This window comes from Klebsiella michiganensis (assembly GCA_000963575.1).
Lineage (GTDB): Bacteria > Pseudomonadota > Gammaproteobacteria > Enterobacterales > Enterobacteriaceae > Cedecea > Cedecea michiganensis_A.
The window spans coordinates 4721997-4735727 of the sequence record CP011077.1; the positions used below are offsets into that span (position 1 = coordinate 4721997).

10 protein-coding genes and 2 pseudogenes are annotated in these 13731 nt (G+C 55.6%); 5 read left to right on the top strand and 7 right to left on the bottom strand.

Features of this window, described 5'->3' with window-relative positions; all coding sequences use genetic code 11:
• Positions 1-298 precede the first annotated feature (298 nt).
• The 5 genes and pseudogenes from hofQ to VW41_22030 all read right to left on the bottom strand — a co-directional run bounded on the left by hofQ (position 299) and on the right by VW41_22030 (position 3687).
• Positions 299-1510 (bottom strand): porin, encoded by a 1212-nt coding sequence (gene hofQ, locus VW41_22010; GenBank protein ID AJZ91505.1) that lies wholly within the window; start codon positions 1508-1510, stop codon positions 299-301.
• Complete coding sequence (locus VW41_22015; protein ID AJZ91506.1) at positions 1485-1877, bottom strand: hypothetical protein; 393 nt, start codon at positions 1875-1877, stop codon at positions 1485-1487. The genes hofQ and VW41_22015 overlap by 26 nt, the downstream gene beginning before the upstream one ends.
• A pseudogene (locus tag VW41_22020) lies at positions 1864-2136 on the bottom strand (hypothetical protein). Before VW41_22020 ends, VW41_22015 begins: the two are co-directional and overlap by 14 nt.
• Positions 2137-2632: 496 nt before the next feature.
• A pseudogene (locus VW41_22025) lies at positions 2633-2872 on the bottom strand (hypothetical protein).
• Complete coding sequence (locus VW41_22030) at positions 2869-3687, bottom strand: pilus assembly protein (GenBank protein ID AJZ91507.1); 819 nt, start codon at positions 3685-3687, stop codon at positions 2869-2871. The pseudogene VW41_22025 and the gene VW41_22030 overlap by 4 nt, the downstream one beginning before the upstream one ends.
• A 139-nt stretch (positions 3688-3826) precedes the next feature.
• Between VW41_22030 and mrcA the strand changes: the two genes are divergently transcribed.
• Entirely contained in the window at positions 3827-6379 is a 2553-nt protein-coding gene (gene mrcA / locus VW41_22035; GenBank protein ID AJZ91508.1) for a penicillin-binding protein 1A, read from the top strand.
• Positions 6380-6438: 59 nt separating this feature from the next.
• Here the strand turns inward: mrcA and nudE are convergent, their stop codons facing one another.
• Positions 6439-6999 (bottom strand): adenosine nucleotide hydrolase, encoded by a 561-nt coding sequence (nudE, locus tag VW41_22040; protein AJZ91509.1) that lies wholly within the window; start codon positions 6997-6999, stop codon positions 6439-6441.
• A gap of 335 nt (positions 7000-7334) precedes the next feature.
• Here nudE and VW41_22045 point away from each other — a divergent pair, with 335 nt between their 5' ends.
• The 4 genes from VW41_22045 (at position 7335) to hslO (ending at position 11533) form a co-directional block, all read left to right on the top strand.
• Positions 7335-9470: an Intracellular growth attenuator protein igaA gene (locus VW41_22045; protein AJZ91510.1), complete on the top strand. Its 2136-nt coding sequence runs from the start codon at positions 7335-7337 to the stop codon at positions 9468-9470.
• Between the two features lie 74 nt (positions 9471-9544).
• Positions 9545-10216 (top strand): nucleotidase, encoded by a 672-nt coding sequence (locus tag VW41_22050; protein AJZ91511.1) that lies wholly within the window; start codon positions 9545-9547, stop codon positions 10214-10216.
• 9 nt (positions 10217-10225) lie between these two features.
• Positions 10226-10627, top strand: coding sequence for a ribosome-associated heat shock protein Hsp15 (locus VW41_22055; protein AJZ91512.1), 402 nt, complete (start codon positions 10226-10228; stop codon positions 10625-10627).
• A gap of 21 nt (positions 10628-10648) precedes the next feature.
• Positions 10649-11533, top strand: a complete 885-nt coding sequence (hslO, locus tag VW41_22060) for an Hsp33-like chaperonin (GenBank protein ID AJZ91513.1) — start codon at positions 10649-10651, stop codon at positions 11531-11533.
• A 209-nt stretch (positions 11534-11742) separates the two neighbouring features.
• Here hslO and VW41_22065 read toward each other — a convergent pair whose 3' ends face one another.
• Positions 11743-13485: a hypothetical protein gene (locus VW41_22065; protein AJZ92049.1), complete on the bottom strand. Its 1743-nt coding sequence runs from the start codon at positions 13483-13485 to the stop codon at positions 11743-11745.
• Positions 13486-13731: the final 246 nt, after the last annotated feature.

The following is a 13731-nucleotide window of genomic DNA, read 5'->3' on the forward strand; positions in this document are numbered from 1 at the left end:
ATTCGTTGATGATAAACCCGCCCGGTAACAACTTGCTGCGGCGGGACATGAACTGAAACCTCATAAGCGTGAGTTCGAGAATCAGACTAAAAATTATCTCAACACTCAAGGGGGTTTGGCAACCGAATAAATCACCAGGCGCCTGGCTCGGGACGAAAAGCGTGCGCCAGCTTTACCGGCCACAGGCTCTCAATACCCTGCCTCCCGAAACGGTACACCTTGTAAGCTAATTCCTCTCTGCCGTCAAACACCTGGGCGCTGTTTGGCAGAAAAACCCGCAGGCTGGAGCAGAAACCCCCTAGGGCAACGCAATCAGCCTGGGTGTGATAAACACGACTAATTCCCGACGTTGGCGTTTTTTCTCGTCGTGCCGGAACAATTGGCCGATAAGTGGAATATTTCCCAGCACAGGGACGATATCCTGGGTGTCATTACTCTGCTGCTGGAAGATCCCGCCTAACGCCAGCGTCTCCCCGTCCTTCACCTCAACCTGGGTTTCAATCTCTTGCTTATCTATCGCCAGCGCTTCCCCATCTGCATGTTGGATGCTGCGCCCCGGCATATTCTGGCTGATGCGAAGCTTCAGGCGAATCGCTCCGAAGTGACTTATGGTTGGCGTCACCTCCATACCCAGCACCGCTTCCTTAAACTCCACCGAGGTCGCTTCATTTTTCCCATTGGATACCTGGTAGGGAATTTCCGTGCCCTGTTTGATGCTGGCAGACTGTTGGTGCGCCACCAGCAAACGTGGACTGGCGATGATTTCCAGCTGCTGCTGCTGTTCAAGCGCGCTGAGCTCCAGCTCAAGCATACGGCCGTTGATTCGGCCAATATTAAACCCTACCGCCGTAGTTGCCGCTTTCGCCGCTAACTCACTTGAGACTGCGGTGGTCTGGTACAGCCCGGAGCCCGTGTCACCTGACGGGGCGCTCCACTTCACGCCGAGCTCTCGGAGCTTGTCCTGGTTAATGGTGACAATATGCGCGGACAGCTCGACCTGCCCCATCGAAACATCCATATCTTTAATCCAGGCCGCAACACGCTTTTGCGCCTGCTGGCTGTCGCGCACTACCAGACGGTTTGTGCGCTTATCCACTGTAAGGCTGCCCCTGGGCCCAAGCAGTTTTTCTTCATTAGCTTTTATCCCCGCGGCAAGGTCGGCGACTTCAGCATAACGCGGCGTATAAACCGCCTGTACCAGCGGCTGCTCAAGCGCCTTTTGCTTACGGGCGGCCTCTTGCTGAGCGCGTCGCTGCGCCGGATCCTGTTTCTGCTGAATTTGAAGAATATTGCCCGTCCTGGATGAAGTCAGGTTTGCCAATCTGAGTACCTGCTGGAAAGCCTGCTCCCACGACACATCAGCCAAACGTAGCGAGAGATTCCCCGTCACCCCAGGCGCAACGATCACGTTAAAGTTTTGCTGCTCGGCCAGCGCCTGCAAAACCTGCGCAACCGGTGTGTCATCTAACGTCAAAGTGACACGATTATTCGCCCACCCCGTCAGAGGCATCAGTACCAGTACGCTTGCCACGATATGCCTTACCATTGATTCCTCCCTGTATTTTCCAGTGGTAATAGCGCCCTTCGCAGACGCCGTGGAGCGTAACCCTCATCTGCCGCTCAAGAAGCGTGGTCACCTGCACATCCGGCTCAAGGAAAAAACCCTCTCTTACCCTTTGCCAGCGTTTTCCAGAGAATTTCATTAAGGCAATGCTTTCCGCAGCTCCCTTCGGGTAAAACACGCCGCGCAGCTGCCAGCTATCAAGACGCTTAAGCAGCGCCTCACAGGGTGAGACGGGCAAAAGAAACGGATTCCGCGGCAACGCCTGCAGCGACGAACTGAGCGCGGCCAGTAACATCCAGCTAGCGGCTTTCATCGCTAAGCGCCAGAGTGACCACTGCCCGCACCTGCCCCCCGGCTTCGCTCAAGATAAAGGCCGACAAACTCAGGCTCTCATAGCTGGCCAGTTCCCTAAAAAGCGGCGGCACCCTGGGCCAGGGAAGCAGCATTTCCAACACAGAATGTCGCGGATCGGGCTGCCACTTTACTAACCTTCCTCCGGACCGTTTTACCGCAGCCATGGCGGAAAATAACGCCAGAGGAACGGTATCCGGCAGCGGCTCTGGTTTCGGCAAGCCGGCGATTTGCCGCTGCAGGGACAGCACTTGCTGCCAGCGTTGCTGGTTGTGCTGTTCATGCGCCCGCAACTGTTGCCGCAGAGGCCAAATCCACAGCCAGAAACAGAATAGTGCGAGGGCAAACAGGCAACCCAGCAGGCTCATCACCCTGTATGCGGCATGCCCTTCAATGAGGCGCCCCAGGTTATTCAGCATGTTCACTCCCCGGGGGATTCAAGGTGAATGTAAAGACCAGGCCTTTGTGCTTTTCATCACGCAGCTCACCGGGCTGGACCTGAAACGCGCCCGGTAAATCGGCCAGAGCAGCCTCAAACTGCTCCAGTTCTCGTGCATCTCCCGCAACGCCAGAGACGATTGCGCTTCCGTTCTGCCAGCTAACGCTCTGCAGCCAGCTATTTTCTGGCAACCGTAGAGCCAGCACATTCAGCACATTTTCCCAGCGTGAAATGTTGCCTCTTCGCATCGCCTCCGCCTGCAATATCGCCAGCCGATGCTGACTCTCTTTCAACTCCGATTGCTGGTGCGATAACAGCGCCTTCAGGGCGGATTCCTGCACCTCAACCCCGGCGGCCTGAGCCTGTTGACCATGTACTTGCATGGCGAGAAGCTGGGCCCAAAGCAGCATCAGCCCCGTCATCAAAAGCACACCAGACAGCAGAGTGCAGCCCCAGAGTTTTAGCCGATGGCGACGTCTCAGCGGCCGCCACGGCAGGAGGTTAATCAGCGGTATCATTCGCGCTCTGGCCCCAAGGCTAGCCCCAAAGCGAGCGTGTAAAGCCCACCGTGACGCGGCAGAGGCGGCTGCTGGCGGACAATGGGTTGCCAGGCATTCAGTCTTTCTGTCCCGGCAGGCCTGGAGCCTTCAACCTCGGCGTGACTAAAGGCCACTTCGCAGGCGTTAACCTCCAGTTGCTGACAAAGGGTTGGGAAATCCACTGTCTGCCGTTTATCCACCCAGCCGGAGCGTCCGGGGTTTTGCACTGAAGCCCACAGCCAGTAGCCCCGCTCTTCATGAACCAGACAGCGGCAATGTGTGGGGTAACAACCCTGTGGCAAGGCACTTAGAATTTTGTCTCCCGGCGTTATCGTTCGGGGAAAAAGCTTGATGCTGGCAAAAATGGCCTGCAGTGCAGCGATATCCGCCTGTTTCGCCGCCGTCACGCAAAATGACGAATCGCCCCCCAGATAGTCGTAGCAGAGTTGCTCCGTGGGCATTTGCAGCTGGCGAGCCGTTGCACCCGCGATATACTTTTCTTGGGCTGATTCCTGTAACCGCCGTGGAGGTCTGGGGACCTGGCGTTGCAAAGCCCGCTGTGCAGGAAAACCAACCCGCAGATGGTGACGCACGGGGATTTCTTTACGCCAGGCGGTAAGCGCCTCGCGCAGCGTGTCGGGTTCGGGTAACATGCCATCCGCAAGTGTCTGTTTCGGGAAAGGTAAATACCACCAATGGCGCAACTGCCACCCTTGCCGGTGCCACTGTACCGCTGCGGCACGCACGCCCTCCGCCTGGATATCCAGGCCAATCCGCCAACCAGGAAACATCATGGTTTCGATCTCCTTATCCGGATGATGAACAGCCCTGACCCCGAAACATTAACGGGTATATCAAAGCTCCTGGCTTGCCTTTATACTACCGCGCGGTTGTTTAGAAACTGCCCAATTGAAACCTGATGGGAAATTTAAGGTGAAGTTCGTAAAGTATTTATTAATCCTTGCAGTCTGTTGCGTTCTGCTGGGAGCTGGCTCGATTTACGGTTTATACAAATATATTGAGCCCCAGCTGCCCGACGTGGCGACATTAAGAGATGTGCGACTGCAGATTCCAATGCAGGTTTACAGCGCTGACGGCGAGCTAATTGCTCAGTACGGCGAAAAACGCCGTATTCCACTGACCCTGAACCAGATCCCCCCGGTGATGGTAAAAGCGTTTATCGCGACAGAAGACAGCCGCTTTTACGAGCACCACGGCGTTGACCCGGTGGGCATCTTCCGTGCTGCAAGCGTGGCGCTGTTCTCTGGCCATGCCTCTCAGGGCGCGAGCACCATCACGCAGCAGCTGGCACGTAACTTCTTCCTGAGCCCGGAACGCACCCTGATGCGTAAAATTAAGGAAGCGTTTCTTGCGGTTCGCATCGAACAGATGCTGAACAAAGATGAGATCCTCGAGCTCTACCTGAACAAAATCTACCTTGGCTACCGCGCCTATGGCGTCGGTGCCGCCGCTCAGGTTTACTTCGGCAAAACGGTCGATCAACTGACCCTGAGCGAGATTGCGGTGATTGCCGGGCTGCCTAAAGCGCCGTCAACCTTTAACCCGCTGTACTCCATGGATCGTTCAACGGCGCGCCGCAACGTTGTGCTGTCGCGAATGCTGAGCGAAGGTTACATCAGCCAAAGCCAGTACGACGAAGCGCGCAACCAGCCGATTGACGCCAGCTACCACACCCCTGAAATTGCCTTCTCCGCCCCATACCTCTCAGAGCTGGTGCGCCAGGACATGGTCGCCCGCTACGGCGACAAAGCCTACGAAGATGGCTACAAGGTTTACACCACGCTGAGCCGTAAAATTCAGCAAGGTGCCCAGGATGCCGTTCGCAACAACGTCATGGCCTACGATATGCGCCATGGCTACCGCGGCCCGTCTAACGTGCTTTGGAAAGTGGGTGAAAGCGCCTGGGATAAGAAAAAAATCACCGATTCGCTGAAAAACCTCCCGGTCTATGGCCCATTGTTCCCGGCAGTTGTGACTCGCGCCGTGCCTGATGAAGCAACGGTGATGCTGGCTGACGGCAGCTCCGTTTCCCTGGGTATGGAAGGCATGCGTTGGGCACGCCCGTACCGCTCCGACACCGCGCAAGGCGCGACGCCACGCAAAGTCACCGATGTGGTGCAGGCTGGCCAGCAGATTTGGGTTCGCAAGGTGGATGATGCCTGGTGGCTTAGCCAGGTGCCTGACGTTAACTCCGCGCTGGTTTCGCTCAATCCGCATGATGGCGCCGTGCTGGCGCTGGTCGGCGGCTTTGACTTTAACCAAAGCAAATTCAACCGCGCGACCCAGGCGCTGCGCCAGGTAGGTTCAAACATCAAACCTTTCCTGTATACCGCCGCAATGGATAAAGGCCTGACGCTGGCGAGCATTCTTAATGACGTGCCTATTTCACGCTGGGATGCCGGGGCAGGCTCCGACTGGCGGCCGAAGAACTCTCCGGCACAATATGCCGGACCGATCCGTCTGCGTCAGGGGCTGGGCGAGTCCAAGAACGTGGTGATGGTCCGCGCGATGCGGGCGATGGGCGTAGATTATGCCGCAGAATATTTACAGCGCTTTGGCTTCCCGGCGGCGAACATTGTTCACACCGAATCACTGGCACTGGGCTCCGCTTCATTTACGCCAATGCAGGTTGCCCGCGGCTACTCCGTCATGGCAAACGGCGGCTTCCTGGTTGACCCTTACTACATCACCAAAATTGTCGATGATGCTGGGAATACCGTGTTTGAGGCGAAGCCTAAAGTCGCCTGCGCCAGCTGCGATATTCCGGTTATCTACGGCGACACGCCGAAATCTACGGTACTGGAAAACCAGGACGTAGAGGACGTTGCCGTCTCGCAAACGCCGCAAAACAGCAGCGTGCCTATGCCACAGCTGGAGCAAGCCAACAGCGCTCTGGTGGCGAAAGCTCAGGGCGAGGAATATGCCCCGCATGTGATCAACACGCCGCTCTCCTTCCTGATCAAAAGCGCGCTTAACAGCAACATTTATGGCGAGCCAGGCTGGCAGGGAACCGGCTGGCGCGCGGGCCGCGATTTGAAACGCCGGGATATCGGCGGCAAAACCGGGACGACCAACAGTTCAAAAGATGCCTGGTTCTCCGGCTACGGTCCAGGGGTTGTGACTTCAGTCTGGATTGGGTTCGACGATCATCGCCGCGACCTGGGCCGCACTACCGCTTCGGGCGCGATTAAAGATCAAATCTCCGGCTATGAAGGGGGGGCGAAGAGCGCCCAGCCAGCCTGGGATGATTTCATGAAAATCGCGCTGGCAGGTGTGCCAGAAGATCCGATGACGCCGCCGCCAGGTATCGTCACCGTCAATATTGACCGGAGTACCGGCCAGTTAGCCAACGGCGGCAACAGTCGTGAAGAGTATTTCATCGAAGGCACGCAGCCTACGCAGCAGGCCGTGCATGAAGTAGGCACGACGCTTATCGATAACGGGGAAGAGCACGAGTTGTTCTAACCTGAGCCAAAATAACAAAGGGCCGCTAAGCGGCCCTTTTTATTCTTTTGCAGTCAGATTTACAGCCTGCCCTGCTGTCTTAACCATTCCCGAACCAGGAACAAAGCGCTGACGTTACGCGCCTCGCTGAAATCATCTTCATTGAGCAAATCCATCATTTTCGCCAGTGGCCAACGCACCTGCGGCAGCTCTTCCGGCTCATCGCCTTCCAGGGATTCGGGATACAGACCTTCCGCAATCACGATGTTCATTTTGCTGGAGAAATAGGACGGTGCCATCGTCAGCTGTTTCAGAAACGTTAGCTGATTCGCGCCAAAGCCCACTTCTTCTTTCAGCTCACGGTTCGCCGCCTCAAATACCGTTTCGCCCGGGTCGATCAACCCTTTAGAGAACCCCAGCTCATAGGATTCTGTGCCTACAGCGTATTCACGGATTAAGATCAGATGGTTGTCAACAATAGGCACGATCATCACCGCCTCACGGGAAGACGGTTTCATTCGTTCGTAGACGCGGCGAACGCCATTGCTAAATTCCAGATCCACCGTTTCGACATTAAACAACCGCGAACGCGCCACGGTTTCTACATGTAAAATCGTTGGTTTTGTTAGTGATTTGCTCATGTGGCCGGGATCAACAGTGAAAGAGGTAAGTTATTGTGCGGCATGCCGCACATATCGTGCAACGAGCATTGGCTATTATTTACATTTTTGTAACGTACATTCGCCCAAAACACGTAATGCGTCCCCCTGTCAAGGCAGGTACTATTGAATAGGAATTTACTTGTATTTCAGACGAAGTCGCTTTGCTAACATTGTGTTACTGTAGGTTGGTCGCCTTAAAAATAGCTCAAGTTTGCAGCTTTACCTGCCGATAATGACTTCTGACTTCTTAACCATTTGAAAGGCCGATCTTTTGCCGAGTTTGATGAAAAAGACGATTGTTTGATGGGGAAAGCATGAGCACCTTATTATTTCTGTTAGCTGCTATGCTGGCCTGCGCAATGATTGCCGGATGGCTGATTTGGCGAAGCCTAAGGCTGCGTGCCCGGGTTTCGCACGATCGTGCCTTCCCTGGCGCTACCACGCGCAAGCTGACCCCAGAAGAACGCGTTGCCGTCGAAAATTACCTCGAGCGCTACTCACGTTCCCAGGAACTGATTGGCCCCTCCGGCGCGAGCAACCCACCGCCGAGATTAACGCTCACCGCGCAAAGCGCCACGGTTTTCTCTCTGACCCGGTCAATCACTCGCTACGGCCTCTCTGCCGATGATGCCAACAAATGGCGTTATTATCTCGATTCAGTTGAAGTTCATCTGCCGCCGTTCTGGGAGCAATACATCACCAATGACAACGACGTGGAGCTGATTCGGACAAGCAGCATCCCGCTGATGATTTCGCTCAATGGCAATACGCTACAAAACGATACTTTGGACACGCAGCAGTATGCCCTGGAAGGGTATTCCGACACTCAGGCATCCATTCGCGGCGAAGAAAGCGAGCAAATCGAGCTGCTAAACATTCGCCAGGAAACGCAGGAAGAGTATTCCCTGAGTCGCCCCGACGGCGTGCGCGAAGCCGCACTTATTTGCATCGCTTTTATTATGTTGTTCCTGAGCCTCGTTACGCCGTCGGTATTCCTGCCCTGGTTACTGGGCGGTGCCGTGCTGCTGATTGCCGCCGGGTTGTGGGGGCTGTTTGCCCCGCCGGCAAAAACGGCATTGCGCGAAATCCATTGCCTGCGCGGCACACCTAAGCGCTGGGGACTCTTCGGCGAGTCCAATCAGGATCAGATGAATAACATCTCCCTGGGCATTATCGATCTGATTTACCCGCCGCACTGGCAGCCCTTTGTGGCGCAGGATCTTGGGCAGAAAACCGACATTGATATCTACCTTGACCGTCATGTGGTACGCCAGGGACGTTTCCTTTCACTCCATGATGAAGTGCGTAATTTCCCGCTACAGCACTGGGTGCGTAACCTGCTGATTGCCGCCGGCGCGCTGCTGGTCCTGCTGATGATGACTATTTGGGTACCGCTGGAAATGCCGATCAAGCTTAGCGCCTCATGGTTAAAGGGTGCTCAGTCCATTGAAACCACCAGCGTTGAGGATCTCGCCAGGTACAAACTGCAGGTGGGCGATACGCTGAAAGTTGACGGCACGGGGATGTGTAATATTCAAACCCCTGGCGGTTATCACTCGCGCCAAAACTTCCCGTTCACCCCATTCGACTGCTCGCAAATTATCTGGAACACCGCCCGCCCTCTGCCGTTGCCGGAGTCCGAAATCATGGACAAAGCGGTCGCCCTAACCAAAGCCGTCAGCGGGCAAATTCATCCCCAGGGTGGAGAGGCTGACAGCAAGGTGAACCCACAGCTGGCGGACGCTATTCAGAAATCAGGCATGGTCCTGCTGGGTGATTTTGCCGGGATTGTGAAAAAAACCCAGGCGCTGTGCACCTCAGAGGAAGAGTGCGTGCGCCTGAAGAATGCGCTGGTAAACCTGGGCAATACCAAAGACTGGGATTCCCTGATCAAGCGCGCGGACTCAGGAAAACTGACCGGGGTGAATGTCCTGCTGCGGCCGGTTAGCGCCGAGTCGCTGGATAACCTGGTGACCACCTCAACCGCGCCATTCTTTATCCGTGAAACCGCCCGCGCCGCGCAGGCACTTAACAGCCCGGCCCCTGGCGGCTATATCATCATCAACGACGAAGGCGGCGATCTCGTGGACCAGCCGCTGCCGCCAATGTCGCTGTATGACTTCCCGGCTCAGGAACAATGGACCGAATTCCAGCGGCTGGCGGAAATGCTGCTGCAAACCCCGTTCCACGCCGAAGGGATCATTACCGGCATCTATACGGACGCCAACGGCACACAGCACGTCACCCTGCATCGGATCTCCGACACACACAGCCTGTGGAGCTACATCGGAATCTCTCTGATGCTGATAGCGATGCTGGCCTGCGCGGCAATAAATGGCGTTCTGGCGGTGACCCGTTATCGCCGAGCCAGCACGCGACTGGCTGAAATTCAGCGCTATTATGATAGCTGCCTCAACCCCACACTTACCCCGCCCTCGCCGCTGAAGTAGCCGCTACGGGTAAACTTTGCGTACCGGGTTGTGCTACCCTGGTACCCTATTTTTACTCAATCGAGACTAAAGCTATGTCTGGTGCTATTGCCTGGCAGGATGTGGACACCTTGCTGCTGGATATGGACGGGACCCTGTTGGACCTGGCCTTTGATAACCATTTCTGGAAAAAGCTGGTACCGGAAACCCTTAGCCTTCAGCGCGGTATTCCTTTGCAGGATGCCTATGAATTGATTTCCCGCGAATACCACGCCGTGCAGCATACGCTAAACTGGTACTGTCTCGACTACTGGAGCGAACGCCTCGGGCTGGATATCTGTGCCATGACCACCGAACAGGGGCCAAAAGCCGCGCTGCGTGAAGATACCGTGCCGTTTCTTGAAGCGGCCAAAGCCAGCGGCAAGCGCCGGATTCTGCTCACCAACGCGCACCCACACAATCTGGCGGTGAAGCTTGAGCACACGGGTTTGAACCAGCACCTTGATTTATTACTTTCTACCCACACATTTGGTTATCCGAAAGAAGATCAGCGTTTATGGCAGGCGGTGGCCGGGCATACCGGATTCGATGCGGCCAGAACCGTATTTATTGACGACAGCGAAGCGATTCTTGATGCAGCCGCGAAGTTTGGTGTTCGCTACTGCTTTGGTGTCCTGAACCCGGATTCAGGTGAAGCGGAAAAAACGTTTGAGCGCCACCCGGGCCTGAGCGATTACCGTAGCCTGATCCCGTCGCTTTCCGCTTAAGGAGGCGCCATGAAAGAAAAAACCGCCGAAGGCGTACGCCTGGATAAATGGCTGTGGGCCGCACGCTTTTACAAAACCCGAGCCGTGGCGCGGGAAATGATCGAAGGCGGGAAAGTGCACTACAACGGCCAGCGCAGTAAACCCAGCAAGCTGGTAGAGCTAGATGCCGTTCTAACGCTGCGTCAGGGAAACGACGAGCGCACCGTGACCATACTCGGTATCACCGAACAACGCAGGCCTGCCACGGAAGCCACTCAGCTTTATGAAGAGACGGCAGAAAGCATCGCCAAACGGGAAAAAGTGGCGCTGGCACGCAAAATGAACGCGCTGACCATGCCGCATCCCGATCGCCGCCCGGACAAAAAAGAGCGGCGAGATTTGATGAAATTTAAACACGGTGGCGAAGCGTAAATTCGCCGACCAGCAAGAGAGATGACGATGACTCAACACGACCAACTACACCGCTATCTGTTTGAAAACTACGCCGTGCGCGGCGAGCTGGTGACGGTTTCTGAAAGCTGGCAGCAGATCATGGAGAACCATGATTACCCGCAGCCGGTTAAAAAAATTCTTGGTGAGCTGCTGGTTGCCACCAGCCTGCTGACCGCCACGCTGAAATTTGACGGAGATATCACCGTGCAGCTTCAGGGCGATGGTCCCATGACGCTGGCCGTGATTAACGGCAATAACAAGCAGCAAATGCGCGGCGTAGCGCGCGTACAGGGTGAAATCCCGTCGGATGCTGCATTAAAAGATCTGGTGGGTAACGGCTATCTGGTAATCACCATCACCCCAAGCGAAGGCGAACGCTATCAGGGCGTGGTAGGTCTGGAAGGGGATACTCTGGCCGCCTGCCTGGAAGATTACTTTATGCGTTCCGAGCAGCTGCCAACTCGCCTGTTTATTCGTACCGGCGAAGTAGAGGGTAAAGCGGCGGCGGGCGGTATGTTGCTGCAGGTTCTGCCGGCGCAGAACGCCGAAACCGACGACTTCAACCACCTGGCGACGCTGACCGAAACCATCAAAGCTGAAGAACTGCTGACGCTGCCGGCGAACGATGTGCTATGGCGCCTGTACCACGAAGAAGAAGTCACGCTGTACGATCCGCAGGACGTAGAGTTCAAGTGCACCTGCTCGCGTGAACGTTGTGCTGACGCGCTGCGCACGCTGCCGGACGAGGAAATCGACAGCATTCTGGCCGAAGACGGCGAAATCGACATGAACTGCGATTACTGTGGCAGCCACTATGTCTTTGACTCAATGGACATCGCGGCGATCCGCAACAATGCCTCCCCGGCCGATCCGCAGGTTCACTAAGTTTACGTAATTTGCAAAACGCCTCCTCACCGGAGGCGTTTTCGTTGCTGACAAAGAGAGAAAAAACGTGGTTTTTCCCTCTTTGTGGTTATCAGCCGAAAATCAATGAATTGATTTTCCATATTTATTTGTTGATGCCTTCAGGAATTACTTAAACGGTCTGAAGTTTATAAACGGTCTGAAACGCCTCCTCACCGGAGGCGTTTTTTTTAGCGGTAATAGTCGACTTTAACCCGCTGCCCTTGCACCATCACGTCCTGCCACACCTTGGGTGCTGCCGTAAGTTTTCCTTCAGAAGCGGCCTGCTTCAGCGCTGACATCATCTGGTTTTTATCCAGATCCCGGGCCTGGCCGATATCCTTCCAGCTCCCGCCTATTTTGCCGTAAACTTTGCAGTAGTTCATTTCCGGCTGGCACAGCAGCCACTCATCCTGGCCATCGCCGTTCAGATCCATCCCAATCAACAGGCACTTATCCTCGTCATCCAGACACTCGCGGGCCTGGTAGCTTTCATCTTTTACCATTGCCTGCCACCACGCATTTTCCGGCACGCGGTTTTTATCCGCCAGCACGATACGCTGACGCAGAGATTCAACCGTCAGCTTCGCCGCAGCCACACCGCCTGCTTTGCCATTGCTCAACAGCATAGCCAATTGCCTTCTGCGTTCGGGGCTGGCGATAAACGCCGGATCTCTTTGCAGTTCGGCGATAGCATCATAGCCCCGCCGCCCGGAGTATTGCAGCATGGTCATACTCAGCTTTTCGGGCTTCAGGACCCCGCTGTGGTAACGCGCCATTTGGTTATTAACGCTGATCCGGTAAGGGTCCAGAAGCGGGGAATTCACCGCGACCAACAAAGCCAGCGCCAGCAAAAGCACCGCGCGATTAATCCCTCCCGGCTGTAGAACGGGCTCCCGACGCTGGCGAACAAGCGTGACGACATAGCCAAAGGCCCATACCAGCACGGTAAAGGTTATCAGCGCCGCATACACCCTTGTCGGCGTCCAGCCGTATGAAGACACGCGCAACCACAGCGCATAACTTGCCAGCAAGGCATAGACCGGAGACAGCAACAGCGTCAGCTTAATCGCGCCATCCAGCAAAGCGGGATAAGGCCGGGTTTCTCTTTCCGGGTGATACGCCACTGCGGCTGCGATCATCACCATCAACGTCAGGGTGTTGAGCAGCGCATTACAGGAAAAGTGCAGTGAAATAGACCCCAGGCCAACCACCGGCAGCGTCGCCAAAAACATCAGGGAGATAAGCGACAGCAGCGGCAAAAGCCCTGTCGCAAAGACGCTGAAGAAATGTTTTACCGCATTAATCGCCCGAATCTGGTCACGGCAAAGCGTTACCGCAAGCGCCGCCGCCGTACAGGTAGCAATCCAGGCAAAAGCCGAAGAACTAAAAAACAGGCGGTCAAAGAAGGTGATATCGACCAGCTTGAATAACCCAGCCCAAAGCGCCAGCACGCCCCAGAAAAAGAGCACCAGCAGCCCGGTCAGCAGCAGAGTAATACCGTTACGCCAGAGCTGGCCGTAGAAGACCTGCCAGCCGCCCCAACCGCGGTTTGAAAGCAGCCGCCCCTGCAGCCAGGGCAAAGTCAGAAACAGCATCGCCGCCAGCGAGCACAGATACCCCTGTACAATATCGTGCCGGTTCCAGCTTTCCAGCCCCTGGGTCGTCCAGTTCACCCAGCCGCTCATCAACGCCACAACCGGCAAGGGGAGCAGCACCAATCCCCAAAATCGCAGATCGTTGAAACGCACGGTGATAAGCGCCAGGGTCGCTGCCAGAACCACGGACAGGGAGCGCAGATAGAGGGCCTGATTATCCCCTCGCAGCCAGATGCTACCCACCCGGTCTCCTTCGGTGAGGTACAGCATCACGCCTAAAAGAAACCCCACCAGCAAAATCCCCCAACGGGTCGCCTTAGGTAACGGTTCAGACATGAACATGGTTGTCATCCCTTATTAGCTCATTTTTGACTTAGTGTAACGGCCTGCTGCGACTTGCAAATGACGGTCTTGTTTCATCGTGTTGCGTATGAGAGCGCGTTCATTCACAAAGTTCTCCGTTATTATCCTAATTATTAACATATCCGCTATATTTTCCCCGAAAGCCAGAGAATTCCTGCCATACTCTGCCCCCGCTGCGGCATCCCCTGTGCATTTCCCCTGTTAAATTTAAGCAGGCGC